At 62.3% G+C, this 22,174-nt stretch carries 18 protein-coding genes; 4 read left to right on the top strand and 14 right to left on the bottom strand.

The window, feature by feature from the left end; all coding sequences use genetic code 11:
* The first annotated feature begins 115 nt into the window (after positions 1 to 115).
* Complete coding sequence (locus MN188_RS02845) at positions 116 to 5,335, top strand: Ig-like domain-containing protein (protein WP_275116073.1); 5,220 nt, start codon at positions 116 to 118, stop codon at positions 5,333 to 5,335.
* A gap of 523 nt (positions 5,336 to 5,858) precedes the next feature.
* Positions 5,859 to 6,506, top strand: a complete 648-nt coding sequence (locus MN188_RS02850; protein WP_242105903.1) for a Hint domain-containing protein — start codon at positions 5,859 to 5,861, stop codon at positions 6,504 to 6,506.
* On the opposite strand, the gene MN188_RS02855 is transcribed toward MN188_RS02850, so the two are convergent.
* From MN188_RS02855 to MN188_RS02915, 13 genes are all read right to left on the bottom strand, one after another.
* Positions 6,503 to 7,081 carry a nucleotidyltransferase family protein gene (locus MN188_RS02855; protein ID WP_242105912.1) on the bottom strand — a complete coding sequence of 193 codons (579 nt, stop codon included), beginning with the start codon at positions 7,079 to 7,081 and terminating at the stop codon, positions 6,503 to 6,505. The genes MN188_RS02850 and MN188_RS02855 overlap by 4 nt on opposite strands.
* On the bottom strand, positions 7,078 to 9,480 hold the full coding sequence (locus MN188_RS02860; protein ID WP_242105914.1) for a GcvT family protein: 2,403 nt from the start codon (positions 9,478 to 9,480) through the stop codon (positions 7,078 to 7,080). Before MN188_RS02860 ends, MN188_RS02855 begins: the two co-directional genes overlap by 4 nt.
* Positions 9,481 to 9,600: 120 nt before the next feature.
* Positions 9,601 to 10,956 carry a branched-chain amino acid ABC transporter permease gene (locus MN188_RS02865; protein ID WP_242105916.1) on the bottom strand — a complete coding sequence of 452 codons (1,356 nt, stop codon included), beginning with the start codon at positions 10,954 to 10,956 and terminating at the stop codon, positions 9,601 to 9,603.
* Positions 10,953 to 11,963 (bottom strand): branched-chain amino acid ABC transporter permease, encoded by a 1,011-nt coding sequence (locus MN188_RS02870; RefSeq protein WP_242105918.1) that lies wholly within the window; start codon positions 11,961 to 11,963, stop codon positions 10,953 to 10,955. Before MN188_RS02870 ends, MN188_RS02865 begins: the two co-directional genes overlap by 4 nt.
* Positions 11,963 to 12,322: a hypothetical protein gene (locus tag MN188_RS02875; protein ID WP_242105920.1), complete on the bottom strand. Its 360-nt coding sequence runs from the start codon at positions 12,320 to 12,322 to the stop codon at positions 11,963 to 11,965. Before MN188_RS02875 ends, MN188_RS02870 begins: the two co-directional genes overlap by 1 nt.
* Positions 12,319 to 12,702 (bottom strand): hypothetical protein, encoded by a 384-nt coding sequence (locus MN188_RS02880; protein ID WP_242105923.1) that lies wholly within the window; start codon positions 12,700 to 12,702, stop codon positions 12,319 to 12,321. Before MN188_RS02880 ends, MN188_RS02875 begins: the two co-directional genes overlap by 4 nt.
* A 3-nt stretch (positions 12,703 to 12,705) precedes the next feature.
* The gene (locus MN188_RS02885; RefSeq protein WP_242105925.1) at positions 12,706 to 13,533 is read right to left on the bottom strand and encodes an ABC transporter ATP-binding protein; all 828 of its coding nucleotides are present in this window, start codon (positions 13,531 to 13,533) and stop codon (positions 12,706 to 12,708) included.
* 7 nt (positions 13,534 to 13,540) lie between these two features.
* Positions 13,541 to 13,924: a hypothetical protein gene (locus tag MN188_RS02890; RefSeq protein WP_242105927.1), complete on the bottom strand. Its 384-nt coding sequence runs from the start codon at positions 13,922 to 13,924 to the stop codon at positions 13,541 to 13,543.
* The gene (locus MN188_RS02895; RefSeq protein WP_242105929.1) at positions 13,921 to 14,703 is read right to left on the bottom strand and encodes an ABC transporter ATP-binding protein; all 783 of its coding nucleotides are present in this window, start codon (positions 14,701 to 14,703) and stop codon (positions 13,921 to 13,923) included. The genes MN188_RS02890 and MN188_RS02895 overlap by 4 nt, the downstream gene beginning before the upstream one ends.
* Before the next feature lie 93 nt (positions 14,704 to 14,796).
* Positions 14,797 to 15,978 carry an ABC transporter substrate-binding protein gene (locus tag MN188_RS02900; RefSeq protein WP_242105931.1) on the bottom strand — a complete coding sequence of 394 codons (1,182 nt, stop codon included), beginning with the start codon at positions 15,976 to 15,978 and terminating at the stop codon, positions 14,797 to 14,799.
* Positions 15,979 to 16,197: 219 nt separating this feature from the next.
* Entirely contained in the window at positions 16,198 to 16,716 is a 519-nt protein-coding gene (locus tag MN188_RS02905) for a GNAT family N-acetyltransferase (RefSeq protein ID WP_242105933.1), read from the bottom strand.
* Entirely contained in the window at positions 16,713 to 17,774 is a 1,062-nt protein-coding gene (locus MN188_RS02910) for a hypothetical protein (protein ID WP_242105935.1), read from the bottom strand. Before MN188_RS02910 ends, MN188_RS02905 begins: the two co-directional genes overlap by 4 nt.
* A gap of 2 nt (positions 17,775 to 17,776) precedes the next feature.
* Positions 17,777 to 18,775 carry a GlxA family transcriptional regulator gene (locus MN188_RS02915; protein ID WP_242105937.1) on the bottom strand — a complete coding sequence of 333 codons (999 nt, stop codon included), beginning with the start codon at positions 18,773 to 18,775 and terminating at the stop codon, positions 17,777 to 17,779.
* Between the two features lie 186 nt (positions 18,776 to 18,961).
* Here MN188_RS02915 and MN188_RS02920 point away from each other — a divergent pair, with 186 nt between their 5' ends.
* On the top strand, positions 18,962 to 20,335 hold the full coding sequence (locus MN188_RS02920; RefSeq protein WP_242105939.1) for a class II 3-deoxy-7-phosphoheptulonate synthase: 1,374 nt from the start codon (positions 18,962 to 18,964) through the stop codon (positions 20,333 to 20,335).
* A gap of 87 nt (positions 20,336 to 20,422) precedes the next feature.
* Here the strand turns inward: MN188_RS02920 and MN188_RS02925 are convergent, their stop codons facing one another.
* Positions 20,423 to 21,124: a PAS domain-containing protein gene (locus MN188_RS02925; protein WP_242105942.1), complete on the bottom strand. Its 702-nt coding sequence runs from the start codon at positions 21,122 to 21,124 to the stop codon at positions 20,423 to 20,425.
* Positions 21,125 to 21,270: 146 nt separating this feature from the next.
* On the opposite strand from MN188_RS02925, the gene MN188_RS02930 reads away from it, so the two are divergent.
* Entirely contained in the window at positions 21,271 to 22,161 is an 891-nt protein-coding gene (locus MN188_RS02930; RefSeq protein WP_242105944.1) for a YicC/YloC family endoribonuclease, read from the top strand.
* Positions 22,162 to 22,174 lie beyond the last annotated feature (13 nt).

Raw genomic sequence — 22,174 nt, forward strand, 5'->3', positions numbered from 1 at the left:
TGCCCTGTGCTGCCTTCCCAGTCGCCGGTTTCATTTTTTTTGCGCAGTCGCGCGCCACGGGCATTCAGGGTCGCATGTGTACCAGCCCGAGTTTGAATGCCCATAGGAGACGGTCATGCCTACATTTCTTCTTGATTTCGAAAACCTGAACGCCGGTGATCTGGTAAACAGCCAGTACCAGGGCCAAGGTGTGACCATCAGCTCGGGCAGCAGCGCGAACCCGACCATGGTGTTCGACACCGAAAACCCCACCGGGGGGGACTGGGATCTGCAAACCGGCAACCTGGGCAATGTGCTGATCATCTCCGAAGATGGCGACAGCTCGGATCCTGACGACAATGCCAGCGGCGGCACCATGTGGTTCAGCTTTGATGAAGAAAGCACCGTCTACAATTTCAACGTGCTGGACAACGAAGAGGGCGGCTATGTCTGCCTGTATGATACCGACGGCAATTTCATCAAACAGGTCAACCTGCCCAACACGGGAAACGGCGGTCAGACCACGGTTGATATCGACACCGCCGGTGTCGGTTACATGTCCGTGACCCTGTGTGGTTCCGGCGCGATCGACAACATCTGTTATTCGACACCGATCACTCCCGAACCCGAAGGGGACGGCTATGTCGAAGGCACCGCCGGCGACGACGTGATCGACACGGCTTATACCGGCGACCCCGACGGCGACATGATTGACAACAATGACGCGATCCTGCCGGGCGAGGCACCTCAGGATGATATCGTGCTGGCAGGGGCCGGGGATGATGTTGTTCTGTCCGGCGAGGGCGACGACGACGTCTATGCTGGCTCGGGTAACGATTATGTCGATGGCGGCGCGGGCGACGACCTGATTTATGGCGATTCCTCGCTGGACGGCACCGGGGAAGTGGTGCGCGAAAGCTTCGAGTGGGACAAGGCACCGGGTTATGGCGAAGGCAATTCCGCCTCAGGCTTTACCCAGGACACCGGCAATGTGGACGTGACCTTTTCGATCATCCGCGAAACCGGCGACGCAGTCACCGAGTTTTCGACCGGGGATGAAAACATCGACGGCATCGTCGGGGATGGCGACCCGATCGACAGCAATTCCTCGCTGGAGAGCGTCACTTTTGGGCAAGGCAATGACGCCGACTATAAGCTCGAGTTTTCGCAGGATGTCAGCAACGTTTCGTTCAACATCAATGATGTGGACGGCGACGGTGTGGTCAAGGTTTTCGCCTTTGACGCCGATGGCAATCGGATCGACGTGCAGCTGGACGGCGGATCAAACGTAACTCTGCTGGACAACGACAGCCACGCGGGCGCCGAGACCATCGACAGCAACGGCGGCTATGCCTCGAATACAAGCGACGCCTATTCCACCACCGTGACCATTCCCGGTCCGGTGGCGAAGATCATCATCAAGCACGATCAAGACGATAGTGGCAATTCGGGCATCAACGTCACGGACATCTATTATGATGTGACGGTGGGTGACACCGGCCCGGCTGGCAACGATACGCTGTTGGGCGGCGAAGGCGACGACACGATCTATGGCGAAGGCGGCGATGACACGATCATCGGCGGCACCGGTGCCGACACCCTGTCGGGTGGCGACGACCAAGACACCTTCATCGGCGGCAATGCAGGCGACCATGTCGACGGCGGCGAAGGTGGCGTGGACTATGACACGTTGGATCTGTCGGGCGAGGGTCCGCTGACGATCGAATATGACGCGGGCAACCCGGAAAACGGCACCGTCACTTTCCTGGATGGCAACGGCAACCCGGCGGGCACCATGACGTTCGTGAATATCGAAAACGTCATCCTGCCGCCGAACAATGGCCCCGACGCCAATGACGACAGCGCCACGACTGATGAGGACACGGCGGTAACCATTGACGTGCTGGGCAACGATACTGACCCGGATTTCGACGACCTGACCGTGACCGAGGCCACCGCGCCCAACGGCACCGTCACGATCAACCCGGACGGCACGCTGACCTATGAGCCGGACCCGGATTTCAACGGGGAAGATACCATCACCTATACGGTGGATGACGGCAACGGCGGTACGGACACGGCCACCGTGACGGTAACCGTGACCCCGGTGAACGATGATCCGGTGGCCGAGGATGACACCGCGACGGTCGAGGAAGACGGCAGCGTGGATATCCCGGTGCTGGACAATGACAGCGATGTGGACGGCGACGACCTGACCGTGACCGAGGCCACCGCGCCCAACGGCACCGTCACGATCAACCCGGACGGCACGCTGACCTATGAGCCGGACCCGGATTTCAACGGCGAAGATACCATCACCTATACGGTGGATGACGGCAACGGCGGCACGGATACGGCCACCGTGACGGTAACCGTGACCCCGGTGAACGATGGCCCGACCGCTGAGGACGACACCGACGAGACCGACGAAGATTCGATCGTCTCGGGCGAAGTCCTGGGCAATGACAGTGACCCGGAAGGCGATGCGCTGAGCGTGAGCGAAGTCAACGGTGCGCCTGCGAATGTGGGCAGCCCGGTGGAGGGTGATGGCGGCGGCTCATTCACCCTGAACAGTGACGGCACCTATGATTTCGACCCGGATGGCGACTTCGAGGAACTGCAAGTTGGCGAAAGCGCCACGACCTCGGTCAGCTACACGATCGACGATGGCAATGGCGGCAGCGATGCCGCGACGCTGACCATCACCGTGACTGGCGTGAATGACGACCCGGTGGCCGAGGACGATTATGGCACCACGCCGTACAACACGGCCGTGATCGTCGACGTCCTGGGCAATGACACGGATGTGGAAGACGATATCCTGTCCGTTCTGGGCACGCCGACGTCGGCTGATGGCACCGTGGTTGTGAACCCGGACGGCACACTGACCTTCACCCCGACGGATGGGTTCGAAGGGGTGGCCGAGATCGAGTACACGGTGACCGATGGCAACGGTGGCACTGACACGGGCACGGCATTCATCACCGTTGAGGAAAACCCGCTGGACGGGATCGTCGAAGGCACCGCCGGCGACGACCTGATCGACCTGGCCTATACCGGTGACCCGGAAGGCGACATGGTCGATGCGCTGGATGAAATCCTGCCGGGTGAAGGTCCGAACGACGACATCATCGAAGCCTATGGCGGCGACGACACGATCTATGCCGGTGTTGGTAACGATGAGATCGACGGTGGTGCAGGCGACGACACCATCTTCGGTGAAGACGGCAATGATGAGATCGTGGACGAACAGGGGTCGGACTTTGTCGACGGCGGCGCGGGCGATGACGTGATCGACGTGGCCGGTGGCGACAGCCCCGACACCATCGCCGAGCTTCTGGCGCTTGGCAATCCGAACGGCCTGGCCGATCTGGACTACTCGCCGTACTCCGAGGTGATCCCGGTCGATGCGACCCCGAACGATGACCTGGACACGGTCTATGGTGGGGACGGCAACGACACGATCAAGACCGGCGATGACAAGGACTTCATCGACGGTGGTGCGGGCAACGACACCATCTATGCCGGTATCGACGACGATACCGTCTATGGTGGCACCGGCGACGACTACATCGAGGACGTGCAGGGCGCGGACACGATCTATGGCGGCGACGGCAATGACACCATCATTGCGGGCTTCGACACGATCTCGGACTACATTGGTGATGACCCGAACGTGCCGAACCCGGCTTACCCGTTCCCGAATGACCAGAACCAGATCGACGGCATGGATTATGTCGATGGCGGCGCGGGGGATGACATCATCCAAACCGGCGACGACCGTGACACGATCCTGGGTGGCACCGGCAATGATACCATCGATGCGGGCATCGACGATGACACCGTGGATGGTGGCGAAGGTGACGACTATATCGAAGGTGGTCACGGCTCGGATAATATCGACGGTGGTGCTGGCAATGACGTGATCTGGGGCGGCGAAGGCCCGGGCACCGATCCGCTGAACATCATCGACGCGATCGACCCGGTGCCGAACAACGGTATCGACACGATCCATGGCGGTGACGGCAACGACATCATCTATGGTCAGGACGACGACGATATCCTTTATGGCGATGCCGGACAGGACTTCATCGACGGCGGGATCGACGATGACGAAATCCACGGCGGTGACGCTGCGGACACTCTGCTAGGTGGTCAAGGCAACGATGTGATCTTCGGCGACGATGGCCGCGATATCATCGACGGTGGCGAAGGCGATGATGTTGTCGATGGCGGTCGTGGTTCGGACCAGATCTACGGTGGCGCCGGAGACGACGTCCTGGATGGTGGCACCGGTGGTGACTTCATCGACGGTGGCGAAGGTGACGATACGGTCATCGGCACGACCGGGCGGGACACCCTTCTGGGCGGCGCCGGGGATGACACCATCACCGCTGGGCTTGGCCTGGACGTGATCGACGGCGGCGACGGCGACGATACGATCGACGCAGGCGGTGACGACGACGTGGTCGAAGGTGGTGCCGGCAACGACACCATCACGGGTGGCGCCGGCATCGACACGCTGTCGGGCGGCGATGACCGTGACACGTTCCACGATGTGAACGGCGGCGACACCGTTGACGGTGGTGCGGGCGGCGACGACTGGGATGTGTTGGATCTGACCGGCTCGGCCCCGCAAGGCGGCAGCTTACACGTCACGATCACTGGCCCTGACTCGAACGGCAACGGCTCGGACGGTTTTGTCACCTACTATGACAGCAACGGCGCCGTGACCGGCACGCTCGATTTCACCGAGATCGAGGAAATCGTGCCCTGCTTTACCCCCGGCACCAAGATCGCGACCCCGAAAGGTGAGCGTCTGGTCGAGGAACTGCAGGAAGGCGACCGCATCATCACCCGCGACAACGGCATCCAGGAAATTCGCTGGGTCGGTCACAAGTCGATGGATTGGCGCGCCCTTGAGGCCAATCAGCACCTGAAACCAGTGCTGATTCAGGCAGGGTCGCTGGGCAATGGCTTGCCCGAGCGGGACATGCTGGTCAGCCCGAACCACCGCGTGCTGGTGGCCAACGACCGCACCGCGCTCTACTTCGAAGAACGTGAGGTCCTGGTCAGTGCCAAGCACCTGGTCGACAACAAGGGTGTGCACCGTGTGGACACGATGGGCACGACTTATGTGCACTTCATGTTCGACCACCATGAGGTCGTTCTGTCTGATGGCGCCTGGACCGAAAGCTTCCAACCCGGTGACTACTCGCTGAAGGGCATCGGCAATGCGCAGCGCACGGAAATCTTCGAAATGTTCCCCGAACTGGAAACGGCTGAGGGCATCGAGGACTACACTGCCGCGCGTCGCACATTGAAGGCATTTGAAGCGAAAATGCTTCTCACGTAATGCAGCGGGTCCACCGGAATTACCCGGCGGACCATTTCCCGGACATGGGGCAGGGGGCTGTTTCATGGCTGGGGACCGAACCGCGGTTGCGGGGGCGGCGCAGTTCATGTGTCTTCCCGATCGTTTCGGTAATGGAAACAACCCTGCGCATTCACGCGGGGTTGTTTTCGTTTTGGCGCTGAATGGCGCGAAAGCTCGCGACACGGATGCCAGTGCGACCGTCGCAACCCGGCTTGAATGTGGAACTGCCCGGCAAGCTGGGCCAACAAAGGGGCACGTAGAAGAGATTCCGCCTGGCCAGCCCAAGTCCCGCCTTGCTTTAGTCAAGGAGTCGAGCCTCAACCTAAAGTTAACAAATTGGCTCGAATTTAGGCAAAAACCACTGAAAATAGGTGATTTTTGCCCGAAATGGGCGACATGAAACCCTGAATTCACCCGGTATTGTTCACAGTTTTGGCACGTTTGCTTCTTAACCTGAATCCAAGAAAGACCGGAAAGGTCGAGTAGTTTTGGTTGGGCGAGCATGTTGCATTTGAAAGAAAACTGGACCGAACTTGGGGGCGAGATTGAATTCTCGTCCGAGCAGAGGGTCACAAGGACCTGCGCCTCGCAGGATGTTTGCTTTGCCCGTTCGGGACTGTCGCCTGATGCCTATGTGCAAACCGATCAGGGGCGGGTTCTGGCCAAATCCCTAAAAGCTGGCGACCAGGTTCTGACCCATGACCATGGGCTGCAAACACTTTTGTGGTCCGGCCGCACGCGTGGCACTGCGGCGTCTGCGCCTGTGCGGTTCCACGCAGGGCGCGGTAACATGATGCTGTCCCCCGGTCACATGGTTTTGGTGAAACACGGCAAGGCCGACCTTTTGTTCGGCGTTGATGAGGTCTTGTGTCAAGCCAAGGATCTTGTTCATCTGCCCGGTATTACCCCCGCGCCGCGGTCATCGCCGGCCTGGGTGCACCTGCTGTTCGGCGCGCATGAGCTGATCTGCGTCAACGATGTCTGGGTTGAAAGCTTCAGCCCCGACATGGGAGCGATTGAGGAAAGCCACCCGGAACAAGCCGATGAGATTCTCGAGGTCGCTCCCCGCCTGCGCTATGCCCAGGGGCGCGCAGCGCATCTGTTGACCCGCCCGGTGCTGGATCACCGCGAAGCGCTGCTTCTGGACTAATCCATTTCCCGCCAGGCGGCCCAGTCCTCGGGTGTGTCCAGATCACATAGCGCGTGGCGGTCGGGCAGGGGGACCAGGCGCACCCGTGCTGCCTTGTTAATCACCGCACGCGCCCCGCTGTCGCCCTCCAAAAGTTGCAGATCGTCAAAGAACATTGCCGGAAACAGAACCGGGTGGCCCGCAATCGGTCCGCTGGCCCCGCGCAAGATCGTGTCGGGGACGAAACTGTTCAAGATGAGGGCCATGTCGGCGCTGGTTGTGTCGGGCATGTCGGCCAGAACCACGAGCACGCCGTCGGTTCCTTCTGGCAGGGCAGCGATGCCGTCACGAAGGGATCCGGCCATGCCGTGGGCGGCGTTTGGGCTGGGAACCCGCTCCAGATGCAACCCCTTCAATGCGGTCTCGCGCGCGGTATCCGCCTCTGGCAAAGTCACAAAGACCGGATACCCGGTTTCCAGTGCCGCTTCGGCGCGGTCGCGCATCAGCGCCGCACCGCGCACGGGTTCCAGCAATTTGTCCGCCCCGGCCATGCGGCTGGATCGCCCGGCGGCCAGGATCAGGATCGCGAGGGTCATGCGCGCATTCGCGTCATCTCGGGGTCAAACAGGTGCTCGGAAATCACCACAGCGCGGTGCCGCTGACCCAGAATTTCGATTTCAACTTCCAGCCCGTCGGCGGCGGTGTCGCAGGGCAGAAAGCCAAGTGCGATGGATTTGCTGGCCGTATGCGAATAGCCACCCGAGGTGCAGAACCCGACCACGGTGTCGTTCAGCCAGATCGGTTCATAAGCATTTACGTCGGCGTCACTGGCGTCGACCTCAAACACCACCAACCGGCGCGTGGGCCGGTCGGCCACAGCCGCCGCCTTGCCGATGAAGTCCACGGGCTTGCCCAGCTGCAGGAACCGGTCGAGCCCGGTCTCGGCGCAGGTATAGTCGGGGCCGAATTCGCTGAGCCAGGCACCGAAAAAGCGATCGAGCCGCAGGCTCATCATCGCGCGCATGCCGAAGGGGCGCAGGCCCAGGTCCTGGCCCGCCTGCCACAGCACGTCCCACAGGGCGCGTTGCTCCATCGCGTCGACATAGATCTCATAGCCCAGATCGCCGGTATAGCTGACGCGCTGCACCAAGGCCTGGGTCAGCCCCACGTCGATGCGTCTGGCGTCGAGGAATTTGAAGGCCGCGTGGCTGACATCAGCCCGCGTCACCCGCGCCAGCAATTCGCGCGCTTTCGGCCCGGCGATCTGGAACCCGGTCAGGCGGTCCGAAATGTTTTCGACCGTCACGTCGTCCGCGGCATGGGTGTCGAACCAGCGGCTGTGAAACCCCTGCGCGCCGTAGCTGGCGGTCAGGTTGAACTCGGTCTCGGACAGGCAGGTGACGGTGAAATCACCGATGATCCGCCCCTTGGGCGACAGCATCGGGGTCAGGGAAATGCGCCCCGGCGCAGGGATGCGCCCGGCCATGATCCGGTCCAGCCAGGTGCGCGCCTTCGTGCCGGTGACCTTGTATTTTCCGAAGTTCTGCACCTCGTTGATGCCCACGCCGCCCCGCACCGCCTGCACCTCCTGCCGCGTCGCCTCAAACGCGTTGGATCGGCGAAAGCTGGGGATCTCATAGGCGTCATCGCCGGGCAGGGCGAAGTAGTTCACCACCTCCAGCCCATATTGCTGACCGAACACCGCGTTCATGTCCTTGAAGGTCTGATACATCGGCGTGGTGCGGAAGGGCCGCGCGGCGGGCAGCTCTTCGTTCGGATAGGCGACGGAAAACCGGTTCTGGTAATTCTCCACCACTTTCGGGCGGGTGTATCCGGGGGTGGTCCAGCTGCCGTAGCGGGCGACATCCATCGCGAAAACGTCGCGCTCGGGCTCGCCCTCGACCATCCATTGCGCCAGGCTCAGCCCGACGCCGCCGCCCTGGCTGAACCCCGCCATCACCGCGCAGGCGGACCAGTAGTTGCGCAGACCCGGCACCGGGCCCACCAACGGATTGCCGTCCGGCGCGAAGGTGAAGGGGCCGTGGATCACGTTTTTCACCCCGGCGGTTTCCAGCACCGGGAAGCGTTTGTAGGCAAAGGCGATACTGTCCTCGATCTTGTCGAAATCATCGCCCAGAAGCTCATGCCCGAAATCCCAGGGCGTGCCGTCCACGGCCCAGGGCTTGCAGGGTTGTTCGTAAAATCCGATGCAAAGCCCGCGCCCTTCCTGACGCAGATAGCTTTCGCCGGCCGGGTCCATCACATGGGGGTGTTCGTCGCCGCGCTCGAAGATCTCGGGGATGTCGTCGGTGACGATATACTGGTGCTCCATCGGGTGCAGGGGCAGGTACAGCCCCGCCATCGCCGCCACTTCGCGCGCCCAAAGGCCCGCTGCATTGACCAGATGCTCGGCGATGATGGTGCCCTTGTCGGTCACAACCTCCCAGCCCTCGGGATGCGGATTGGTTTCCAGCACGCGGGTGTGGGTGTGAAACGTGGCCCCGCCCAGCCGCGCGGCCTTGGCATAGGCGTGGGTGGTGCCGGAGGGGTCCAGGTGCCCGTCCAATGGGTCGTAAAGCCCGCCCAGGATGCCGTCGATATTGGTGACCGGCGCGATGCGCTTGATCTCTTCGGGGCTGACGATCTCGGTCTCGAGCCCCATGAACCGGTGCTTGGCGCGTTCGGCCTTCAGCATGTCAAAGCGTTCTTGTGTGTCCGCCAGCGTCACGCCGCCCACATGGTGCAACCCGCACGACAGGCCGGTGATCTCCTCCAGCTCTTTGTAAAGCCGAATGGTATAGCCCTGAAGCGCGGCCATGTTGGTGTCGCCGTTCAGCGTGTGAAACCCGCCCGCCGCGTGCCAGGTGGACCCCGACGTCAATTCAGAGCGTTCCAGCAGCATCACGTCAGACCAGCCCAGTTTGGTCAGGTGATAGGCGACTGAGGCGCCGACGACGCCGCCGCCGATGATGCAGACACGGGTGTGAGATTTCATGCGGACCTCCTAGCTTGTGTTCAAAGCGTGGCCCGGTCATGGGCAGGAGGCAAGGCTGAAACCGACCCCCCGTGTCGCAAATCGGGGCGCGCGCAGTCACGTGCACGCCCCGCGCGGGGGTCAGCGTTCCGGGACAAGGCCGCGTGGGCTAAACCTGAGCACAAGCAGCAGGATGATCCCCATCGAGAACAGGCGCATGTGCGCGGCGGAATCGATCAAGTGCTGTTTCAGCGCCGAGCCGTCCGCCATGCCGGACGTCACCGTCGCCATCAGCCAATTGCCGATCGGCTCGACCTGGATCCAGAAGAACCAGATCACGAAGCCGCCCAGAACGGCGCCGAAATTGTTGCCCGACCCGCCGACGATCACCATCACCCAGATCAGGAAGGTAAAGCGCAGCGGGTTATAGGTGCCCGGCGTCAGCTGCCCGTCCAGCGTGGTCATCATCGCGCCCGCCAGGCCACAGACGGCCGAGCCCAGGATGAAGATTTGCAGGTGGCGGCGGGTCACGTCCTTGCCCATCGCCTCGGCAGCGACTTCGTTGTCCCGAATGGCGCGCATCATGCGGCCCCAGGGCGATTTCAACGCCAGTTGCGACAGGACCAGCAGGACCACCAGAACGGCGGTGAACAGCAGGCCATAAGACAACTTTACCGTGATGGTCGAGGCGGTGGTGGGGTCGACGCCCCAGCTTGCCGCACGGTCGACAAAACCTGCGCTGTTTTGCAGGTCGACCTCGTAAGGAACCGGGCGGGGCAGGCCGATCACGTTCTTCACGCCGCGTGCCATCCAGTCTTCGTTTTTCAGAACCGCCAGCACGATTTCAGCGATGCCCAGCGTGGCAATCGCCAAGTAGTCTGAGCGCAGACCCAGTGCGGTCTTGCCAACGACCCAGGCCGCCGCTGCGGCCAGCAGCGCGCCGACCGGCCAGGCCAGAATGGCCATGTAGCCATGCGCCTTGTAGTTCTCGGCACCACCGGGGTTCAGGCCGCCCAGGTATCCGGTCAGCGCCGGGTTGATCGCCTCGACCGCTTCAACGCCGCCGTCAAAGACGAAGCGGTAGGTAAAGAAGCCCGCGACCAGCACGGCCAGTGTGACGACCAGACGCGCACGCCCCTTGGCCATGTTCTTTTGCACCAGGATGGCGGCGACAACCGTGGCGATGCCCAAAAGAAGCCCCGCAACGATGCGAAAGCCCCCCGCGCTCCAGGCGCCCGGGGTCGGGGGCATGGAAATCAGCACGGTGGCAAGGCCACCCAAGGCGACAAAGCCCATGATGCCCACGTTGAACAGCCCCGCATACCCCCATTGCAAGTTCACCCCCAAGGCCATGATCGCCGAGATCAGCGCCATGTTGAGAATGCCCAGCGAGGAGTTCCACGAGCCTGAGAAGACCCAGAAATCCGTCATGCCCTCCAACAGGAACAGGCAGGCGACGATGGCGAACAGAAGTGGTGTGCGCATGGACTGGCTCATACCGATTGCCCCTTGAAAAGCCCGGTGGGCTTGAACAGCAGAACGACGATCAGGATCACGAAACTGACCGCGAATTTATAGTCGGTGGACAGAAGCTGAACCAGGCTGGATGGCTCAAGGCTTTCGGGCAGCAGATAGACCGCCACCTTCTTCCAGGCATAGGTCACGGTGACTTCGCTGAACGCGATGACGAAGCCGCCGGCGATGGCGCCCAGCGGGTTGCCCAGACCGCCAACGATGGCCGAGGCGAAGATCGGCAGCAGCAGCTGGAAATAGGTGAACGGTTTGAAGCTTTTGTCCAGCCCATAGAGCACGCCCGCAATGGTCACGAGGGCCGCGACGATCAGCCAAGTATACATGACGACCCGTTCGGGATTGATGCCCGACAGCAGCGCCAGATCCTCATTGTCACTGAACGCCCGCATGGATTTGCCCGTTCGTGTGCGGTTCAGGAACCAGAACAGCGCGGCGACGACGATCACCGCAGTGATCACGGTAATGCCTTGCGAGGTTTTCAGCACCAGACCTTCTTTCAGGCCTGACCATTCCTTGAAATCCCGCGCCTTGATGATGAAACGCGCGCCGTCGGCAAAGCGTTGTTCGCCCGGCCCGATGATGAAGCGCACAAGGCCGTTCATGATGAACATCACGCCCAGCGACGCCATCACCAGCACGATCGGTTTTGCCTTTACCCGGCGATAGAAGCGATAGACCACGCGGTCGGTCGCCAGCATCATCGCCGCCATTGCCAGGATGCCGAACGGCAGCGCCAAAAGGGCGGTGGGCAATGGGCCCAGGTTGATCCCCATGGACTGGAACCACCAGGTAACCAGGATCGTTGCCATCGCGCCGAAGGCCATGCTGTCACCGTGGGCGAAGTTGGAAAAGCGCAGGATGCCATAGATCAGCGTGACGCCAAGCGCGCCCAGGGCCAATTGTGAGCCATAGGTCATCGCCGGGATCAGCACGAAATTCGATAGCGCCACGATGGCGTTCAGGAAATCCATCATTTCTCTCCTTCGCAATCGCCGTAGTAGGTCAGCTGGGCCGGACCCGCGCTGTTATGAATGGTGAGGATCCAGCTATGCGCGCCCATCGTAAGCAGCTGGTAGCCCGCATAACCCTCGATCACGGCGGTTTTCGCCATCGCACCGTCATTCACGGCGATGATGTCGCGCGTGCCGGTGAGGTCGGAGAAGGTGCCAGCCTCCAGATCGACCGTGACCTCATAGGCGCTTTCTTCGCATTCCAGCGTCTGGAAGCATTCTTGTGTGAAGGTGCAGCTGGTTTCGGCCAGCGCAGGTCCGGCGCCCATTGCGGCGATCAAGCCCAGAACTGGGGCAGTCTTTTCGAACGATCGGATCATGACCCCTCCACGCATTGACCACGATACAGCGTCTGATCACGGCCCTTGGGCGCGTCCGCATCCGGGATCGTTATGAGGTAGTTGAACTTGCCCTCCGCATCGAGCCGGAGCTGATGTTCTTCGCCATTTTCACCAAAGATCAGAACGGTTTGGCCGTTCAGTTGCAGCACCGTGCTCTCGTGCGGCGAAGCGTCATTCAGCTGCACCTGGGCCTTGCCCGTGGGCAAAAGGGTCAGCGTCAACAGACCCTCGGCGGGCTGGCAATTGTCGTTGCTGCCCTTGCAGGTTTCCGACACGGGGCAAGACGGCGCCCCGGCCAACGCTAGGCCGGGCAAAGCGGTCAGACCGGCTGCAATAGCGATTGAGGTCATAATTCGCATGGCTCAGCCCCCCAGGAAACTTGCGCGCACGTCGGGATCGGCCAGAAGCTCCTGCCCGGTGCCTGTGTGTGCATTCGCACCCTGAACAAGGACATAGCCCTTGTCGGCGATCTCAAGTGCCTGGCGCGCGTTCTGTTCGACCATCAGAACCGGGAGCCCGGTGCGGGCAACCTCGATGATCCGGTCGAAGAGTTCGTCCATCACGATCGGTGACACGCCCGCGGTGGGTTCGTCCAGCATCAGCACCTTTGGCTGGGTCATCAGCGCACGGCCCACGGCGACCTGTTGGCGCTGTCCGCCACTGAGCTCCCCTGCAGGCTGGTTGCGTTTGTCTCCCAGAATGGGAAACAGCTCATAGACCTGCTCCATCGTGTCGGTGATGTCGTCGGTGCGGATGAAGGCGCCCATTTCCAGGTTTTCCTCGACAGTCATCGAGGTGAAGATGTTCTGCGTTTGCGGCACAAAGCCCATGCCTTTGACCACGCGGGCCTGCGGGGTCAACTCGGTGATGTCCTCGCCGTCCAACTTCACATGGCCCTCACGAAGGTTCAGCATGCCAAACAAGGCTTTCATCCCGGTGGATTTGCCCGCACCGTTCGGCCCGACGATGACCGCGATTTCACCGCGATCCACTGAGATCGAGCAATTGTGCAGGATGTCCGGGCCGTTCTTGCCATAGCCGCCGGTCATCGCTTCGCCGCTCAGGAACGGGCCGCCGGGGGCAGGGCGAGCGTGGCCGCCTGCCTCAACGGGGATCGCTGTGCCCTGTCCGTGCGGGTTGACGATAGATGCGTCCTTGTTGCCACGATTGTCAAAAGGGGTGCTGCTCATGTCTGCCTCACAACGCCTGGCATTCGCCGAAAAACTGTTTAGGCGACAGGTTGGCGCCCTCGAATCCGTTGTCGCTGTGCACCGCCCAACCGCCGTCCATCAGGACCGTGGTGGTCGCGGTGCCGCCCGAGATTGGGACCTCCAACATTGTCAGGGCGCGGTCGCCCAGGATCAGGCTGAAGCGGCTGGTTGTGTTGCCGCCCAGGCGTGTAACCGTGTTTGCCTCGGTATCGACCTTAAAGCGCAAGTCCAGATCTGCGGATTCGCATTTGCTGCGATCCGGGTCACAAACCCCGTCGAACAGACATTTGAACAGGATCTCTTCGGCCTGGGCCGCGCCAGAGGCCAGCCCAAGTGCCACTGCCAATCCGGTCATGCGAAAAGCGGTCATGCGCCCACCTTGTCCTTGTTTTTCAGCCCGGTGCCCAGATAGGCCTCGATCACGTGTTCGTTCGCCTTGATTTCAGACAGGGTGCCCTCGGCCAGAACCTTGCCCTCGGCCATGCAGATGACCGGGTCGCACAGGCGATCAATGAAATCCATGTCATGTTCGATCACGACGAAGGTATAGCCGCGTTCCTTGTTCAGCCGGATGATCGCGTCGCCGATCGTGTTCAGCAGCGTGCGGTTCACGCCCGCGCCGACCTCGTCCAGGAATACGATCTTGGCGTCGACCATCATGGTGCGCCCTAGCTCCAGCAGCTTTTTCTGCCCACCTGAAACCTGTCCGGCGGGGTGGTCGGCCAGGTGGGGGATGGTGAGGAAGTCCAGAACTTCGTCGGCCTTGGCGCGCAGGGCGCGTTCTTCATCGGCGATGCGTTTGCGTCCGAACCAGGTATTCCACAGGCTTTCGCCCGATTGTGCGCCCGGCACCATCATCAGGTTCTCGCGGCAGCTCATCGAGCCGAATTCATGGGCGATCTGGAAGGTGCGCAGCAGGCCCTTATGAAACAGGTCGTGCGGCGGCAGGCCGGTGATATCCTCACCCGCCATGGTCACGCGCCCGCTGGTTGGTTTAAGAACCCCTGCGATCACATTGAAAAGAGTGGTTTTTCCCGCGCCATTCGGGCCGATAAGACCGGTGATCGAGCCTTCGTGAATGGTCATCGTCGCGCCATCGACCGCGTGGAAGCCGCCGAAATGCTTGTGAACGTCTTCAATGACGATCATCTGTCCCCCTCGCTCTACTTGATGTAGAGGCCGTATCTTATTGAAACAGCCCGGGAATAACCCGGGCTGCTCGTGTTCGGTCTGAGGTCCGGATCAGCGGTAGCCGACCGTCATCATCTTGCCGTCAGCGAACTTCACGTGACGGTAGGAGCCCGAAGCCTCGCCACCGTTGATCAGCTCAACAGCCGTGGCGCCGACATAGTCGATGTCACCACCACCAGCGAGGATTTCCAGCGCCTTGGCCAGCTCGCCGGGATAGATCATTTCACCCGGTGCGTTGGCGACCATCTCGATCTTCGAGACATAATCGGCGGGCTCAGCCGACCCGGCCGCTTGCATCGCCAGCATCAGAAGCGCTGCCGCGTCATAGCTTTCGCCGGTATAGGGCGAAGAGGCGTCGAACTTGTCGCCTACCAGCTCGGCGAAGGTCGCAGCACCGGGGCTGTCCGACCCGGGAAGCTGACCGGTCGAGCCTTCGATTTCTGCACCGAAGTTGGTTTCCAGGTTAGAGCCGATCATGCCATCAGGGAAGTGGAACATGTCGAACGCACCGGTGTCGAGCGCACCGCGTACGATACCCGCACCACCCTGGTCGACGTAGCCAGCAACCACCAGCGAGTCACCACCGGCCGAGGCCAGGGCGCCGACTTCAGCCGTATAATCGGCTTTGCCGTCTTCGTGGGCGGCAACGATGGTCACTTCACCACCAGCCGCCTCATAGGCAGCCTTGAAGCTATCGGCCAGACCCTTGCCATAGTCGTTGTTGGTATAGGTCACGGCCACCGACTTGGTGCCTTGCTCCATCAGGATGTCGGCCATCACGGCGGACTGACGCGCATCCGACGGGGCGGTGCGGAAGAACAGGCCGTTGTCCTCGGCATCGGTCAGACCGGGCGAGGTGGCGGAGGGCGAAATCATCACCATGCCGTTCGGCACGGCCACGTTGGCCAGGATCGCGCCGGTCACGCCGGAACAGTCAGAGCCCATGATGCCTTTGACACCTTCAGCGGTGATCAGGCGTTCGGCGGCGGCGGTGGCGGCTGCGGCGTCAACGCAGGTCGAGTCCGCGCGCACCGACGTCACCGACGCCCCGCCCATGAACTTGCCCGATGCGGTCACTTCGGCCATTGCCATTTCAGCGCCACCCGCCATGTGCGGGGTCAGGCTTTCGATCGGGCCGGTGAAGCCCAGGATCACGCCCAGTTTCACGTCGTCCGCAGAAGCGGCGCCGGCCATCAGGGCTGTTGCGGCCGAGGCCATAAGCAGCTTTTTCATTGTGTTCTCTCCCATTGGAACTTGTTTCCGGCCCACACCTTAGGCGGGGCGTTCAGAAATGAAAAGTCCTGACACCACGGAAAAAGCGCCTGAAAAACACATTCAAAGCGGCGAACATCTGCCGAGGAGGCGTTTTCCTCTTTCCACGAATATCCCCGCTGCTGGCGCACAGAAGCGCCGCGCAGCGGCCATGCCCAACCCAAGGCGACGCCAGAGGCGTCAACGCGGGGCGGGAGCGCGCCGTTGCAAGGCATAATAGGCGCTGTCGCACCATTCCCCGTTCACTTCGATCGTTTCCTTGGCCGCATGCGTCAGGACAAAGCCCAGCGCGTTCAGCACCCGTGCGGATCTCGTGTTGCGCGGATCGATCTCGGCCGTGATCGCATCCAGGCTGTCAAATCGCGCCCAGGCGGCGGCAATGATCGGGCGCAGCGCTTCGGCGATCAGGCCTTGGCCCCAGTGGTCCGGGTGCAGGATGTATCCCAGCTCGGCAACCCGCCACAGCCCGGCTTTGCCGATCACCACACCGTCGCGTTCGATCACGAATTCCAGCCCGGTGTCGCGGTGACTTGCGATCATGCCCTCCAGCGTCTCTTGCGTGCGCGCCATGTCCTCATGCGCCGGATGGGACCAGTACCGCATGGCGCGCGGGTCGGAAAAGATCGCGTGCAGTGCCTCAAGGTCCGACTGGATCGGCGCGCGCAGGGTCAGGCGATCCGTGATCAAAACTGCCGTCATCGCGGCACCACATAACGCGCGGTCAGAGTGATCTGACTGGTGTCATGCGGGCGTGGGGTGGCCGCGCCGGGCAAGCTCCGGATGTCTTGCTCGGTTTGCCCCCGGGGCAGGGGCACTGCATGGGACCGGGCGCGTTCAAACAGCGCCATATCACGCATGCCCCGGGGCACGTCGCCCAAGTCAAGCGTCTCCAACAAAGCGCAGGTGTCAGGCAGACAATCGACCTCAAGATACGGCGCATAGACGCTCAACCACTCGGGCAGGATCATCGCGGGGCCATTGTCCTGAAACAACGTGCCAACATGGCGCGGCGGGTCGGTCGGGGATTCCCCCGGAAGCGCGAACGGCCCGACAAACCCATCCTGCATCTGGATGGAAAACGACCCGTCCGGCGCGCCCTGTGCTGTCAGAAACGCCTTGGTTGCGGCAATGACCTCATCGTGCCAGCCAAACACCCTGTTGTCCTTGTGCATCCATTGTGCGGGCAGATCGACCCGGCGCCGATGCGTCAGGTCAGATGCTGGCTCAGGGCGGGTGATCCAGCGCGCGTCCGGATTTGCTTCGATCCCCGCGCGCCAATCCTCGATCCCGGTGCGGGGCAGGGTTTGGCTGTGCATCGCCACCGGGCGGGCCAGGGCAACAAGGGCGGACAGGTCCATGCGGCTGGGGTTGCAGAACGCCATGGCCTGGATGATCTGATCCCCTGCGACGGGCCACAGGATCTTGCCGTCCCCGTCGTTGCAATACACCGGGACATGAAGGCCAAGCAGGAAGATCTCGGCAATGCGCGGCCCGTGAAAGCCGATGACGCTGTCTTGTGCGCGGGCCGGGTCGTCGATCAGGAACCAACCCCGGTCGTGATCCTGCAGCGCGATCCGCTGCAGCGCCGGGTTGGACAGGTTCACCTTGTCCGCCAGCGCCACCTGGGGCAGGCCGGACACGTCCTCGGGCCCATAGGAAAACAGCTTTCCCAGGTCGCGCAGCAGGAAAAAGACCAACAGCAGATAGGCGATGGCAAGCGTTGCGGCCGCGATCAGAAGCCAGTGCCACCAGCGCATGGCTAGACCGACAGTCGGGTCGCCTGGCTGCCCCGTTCACGATAGGGCGTCGTGTTGTAATGCGCGCGGTAGCATTTCGAGAAATGCGACGGGCTGGCAAAGCCGCAGGCCAGCGCCACGTTGATCACGCTCATATCCGTCTGCATCAACAGGTTGCGCGCCTTTTGCAGCCGCAGCTCCATGTAATACCGCTTGGGCGAGCGGTTCAGGTAGCGGCGAAACAACCGCTCCAGCTGGCGCGTTGACATGCCCACGTCCTTGGCCAGGATCGAGGGGCTGACCGGCTCTTCGATATTGGCCTCCATTGCCTGGATCACCAGCGACAGTTTCGGGTGGCGCACGCCGATACGCGCGGGCACCGACAGGCGTTGCGTGTCCTGGTCGGTGCGGATGGTTGTATAGATCTGCTGATCGGCCACCACGTTCGCTATCTCCTCGCCGTGATCATCGGCGATCAGGTTCAGCATCAGGTCGATCGACGAAGTGCCGCCGGCGGTGGTCATCCGGTTGCCATCCACCACGAAAACCGACTTGGTCAGGTCCACCTCGTCAAACTCCTCGGCGAAACTGTCGTGGTTTTCCCAGTGGATCGTCGCGCGCTTGCCGTCCAGCAGCCCGGCCTTGGCCAGCACATAGGCCGCGGTGCACAGCCCGCCCATCTTGACCCCGCGCCGCGCCTCGCGCCTGAGCCAGGCGATCAGTTTCTTCGACGTATTGGCCTGCACATTCACGCCAGCGCACACCAGAACAATGTCGTCGCGCCGCAGCTCATCCAGATCCATGTCCAGCTTGAATTCCGGACCGGCCGAGCTTTGCACACTTCCCCCGCCTTCGCCCGCCAGCACCCATTCATAGGCCGGGCCGCTGAAATTCCGGTTGGCAATGCGCAAGGCATCCAGCGCGCCTGCAAAGCTGAGCAGCGTAAAATCGTTCACCAGGACGAACACGAAGCGGCGCGGTTTATCCGGGGCTTCGAACTCTGTTGTGACGTTGCGATTCATTTCGTTCCACCATTGGGGGCAGGGCTTCCGGGTATCCCATCAGGTTTGCCCGGCCCGTTCAAGCGAATTGGGCAGGGACACGCGCACAAGTTTGTTTGCACACGCGGCATGTTGCGCTATAGAACGCCCCTGATACCGCTAACCAGCGGTGCCGGATTGACAATGCCGCGAGCGGAGCGAGACACGATGACCGATTGGGACAAAACCACCTGGCGCACGAAACCCCGGGTGCAAATGCCGGATTATACCGACGCGCAGGCGTTGAATGCGGTTGAGGCACAACTCGCCAAGTATCCTCCGCTTGTTTTCGCTGGCGAAGCCGCCCGGCTGAAGTCCGAACTTGGCAAAGCGGCCCGCGGCGAGGCGTTCTTGCTGCAAGGCGGCGACTGTGCGGAAAGCTTTGCTGCTTTCACCGCCGACGGCATCCGCGACACGTTCAAGGTCATGCTGCAAATGGCGATGGTCCTGACCTATGGCGCCAAGGTGCCGGTGGTGAAAGTGGGTCGCATGGCCGGTCAGTTCGCCAAGCCGCGCTCGGCCAACACCGAGGTCGTGAATGGCGTTGAGCTTCCCAGCTACCGCGGGGATATCATCAATGAGCTGGAATTCACGCCCGAGGCGCGGATCCCGGACCCGAAAAAAATGTTGCAGGCCTATACCCAGGCCGCCGCGACGCTGAACCTGTTGCGGGCCTATTCGACCGGTGGTCTGGCGGACGTGCACCAGGTGCACAGCTGGACGCTTGGTTTCACCGAAGCCGACGAGGCGCAGAAGTATCGTGAAATGGCCAACCGGCTGTCCGACACGCTCGATTTCATGAAGGCCGCTGGGATCACCGCCGACAAGCTGCACAGCCTGCAAACGGTCGATTTCTACACCTCGCATGAAAGCCTTCTGCTGGAATACGAAGAGGCGCTGACGCGCAAGGACGTGACCACCGGGCAGACCGTTGCGGGCTCGGGCCATATGATCTGGATCGGCGACCGCACCCGTCAGCCCGACGGCGCGCATGTGGAATTTGCCCGCGGCGTGTCCAACCCGATTGGGTTGAAGTGCGGCCCGACGACGACGGCGGACGACCTGAAAGTGTTGATGGCGAAGCTGAACCCGGACAACGAATCCGGTCGCCTGACCCTGATCGCGCGCTTTGGCGCGGGCAGCGTGGGCGATCACCTGCCGCGTCTGATCAAGACGGTGCAGCAAGAAGGTGCCAACGTGGTCTGGACCTGCGACCCGATGCACGGCAACACGATCAAATCGGCCACCGGTTACAAGACCCGGCCCTTCGACAGCGTGCTGCGCGAGGTGCAGGAATTCTTCGGCGTGCACAAGGCCGAGGGCACGATCCCCGGCGGCGTGCATTTCGAGATGACCGGCGCGGACGTGACCGAATGCACCGGCGGCGTGCGCGCCGTCACCGATGAGGATCTCTCGGACCGCTACCACACCGCCTGCGACCCGCGCCTGAACGCGTCGCAATCGCTGGAGCTGGCGTTCCTGGTGGCCGAAGAGCTGTCGGCGCTGCGTGCCGGAACAGCCGCGCGGGCGAAAGCGGGCTAATCCCGCCGCCCGAACCACAAACCAGATGCAAAAGCCCCGGCCGCAAGGACCGGGGCTTATTTCGTCTGTCAGGCTGGTGTGGGCCGTTCAGGCCTCGTTATCCGTGACCAGACGCAGGTAGGAGGTCGACTTGGTCGACTGTGGCTGCGTCGGGGTCTCGGCCGCCTGCTGGAACCCCTTGGCCGCTTCGGCAAAGCCGGGAATGCGCTTCTCGGCGGTTTCGCGCGGGGTCAGGGGGGCTTCGTCCAGCAGGTGTTTGAATTCTGTGTCCCGCACAGTGAACCGGCGCGGGCTGCGGCCTATTTTGCCATTCGTCTGCAGCGCGCCCAGGATGCGCGTGGGCTTGCCGTCTTCACCGCGCAGCGGGGCCAAGAACAGCTGGCCGTCCATCGCGGGGCGGGTGAAGCCGGTGTCACTGCTCAGGGTCAACCGCGCGGTGGCGGGGCGGTCGAACACGGTTTCCAGCGCGCGCTGGATCGCGCGGCGGCCTTCGGGCAGGAACAATGCGGTGATCGGCATGCCGCGCACCTCCATGCCCAGAAGGTCGTTCATATGCATACCGGCCAGCCGGATGCGCGCCATACCGGGCGCGATCTTTTCCAGCACGAAGGCATATTCCAGGATGTCGGAAATGCCGCGCGGGTCGACGTCCGCGCGCGTCGGCATCACCCGCCCGTTGCGCAGGCCTTCCCAATAGGCCTCGACCTGGGCGATGGCGGGAAAGTGCTGTTCATTGCGCACGGGCGCGATCGAGATCACGTTGGAGCCCTGAAGGTATTCGATCTTCATCTTTCACTCCTTGCGGCTGCCGCCGGGGTTCCTTGTCCCTTTGGTAACCGTCTGCTAACCACTGAGATGGTATTCGTTACTGTTGTCTTAACATGCCACATCTGCCTGCGATTGGGTGTGAAATCTAAACAAATGGTTAACCTCACATGACGAACTCGATGACCGGATTTGCTGCGCTGAAGGGCCACCACGGCCCGCATGGCTGGACCTGGGACATCCGCGCGGTGAATGCGCGCGGGCTTGATGTGCGGCTCAGGGTGCCCGACTGGATCGAGGGGCTGGAAGGCGATGTGCGCAAGGCGGTGACGGGGGCTGTCACGCGGGGCAATGTCTCGGTCGCGCTGCGGGTTTTGCGCGAGAGCGACGAGGGCATTGTGGCGCTGAACCCCGCGGCGTTGGCGCGCAGCCTGGCGCTGCTGGCCGAGGTCAGCCATGCCGCCGAGGCCAAGGGGCTGGCGCTGGCGCCGCCCAGTGCCGCCGACATCACCACGATGCGCGGCGTTCTGGAAACCCGTGTGAGCGAAGACGACACCGCCCCGTTGCGCGCCGCCTTGGTCGCGCAACTGCCCGAGCTGCTGGCGTCTTTCAACGACATGCGCGCGCGCGAAGGTGCCGCACTTGAGGCAATCCTGACCGACCAGATCGACCAGATCGAAGCGCTGACGGCCCAGGCCACGGCCGCCATCGACGGGCGCGCCGAGGCCCAGGCAGAGGGGCTGCGCACGGCGCTCATGCGGGTGATGGACAACACCGACGGCGCAGATGCCGACCGGGTGGCACAGGAACTGGCGCTGATCGCGGTAAAAACCGATATTCGCGAGGAACTCGACCGCCTGCGCGCCCATGTTGCCGCCGCGCGGGGGCTTCTGACCGGGTCTGAAGCGCGCGGGCGCAAGCTCGATTTCCTGATGCAGGAGTTCAACCGCGAGGCCAACACCCTGTGTTCCAAGGCGCAGTTTGCCGAGCTGACGGGGATCGGCCTTGACCTCAAGGCGGTGATCGACCAGATGCGCGAACAAGTTCAAAACGTGGAGTAGACTGACATGGACA

This window comes from Aliiroseovarius subalbicans (assembly GCF_022678625.1).
Lineage (GTDB): Bacteria > Pseudomonadota > Alphaproteobacteria > Rhodobacterales > Rhodobacteraceae > Aliiroseovarius_A > Aliiroseovarius_A subalbicans.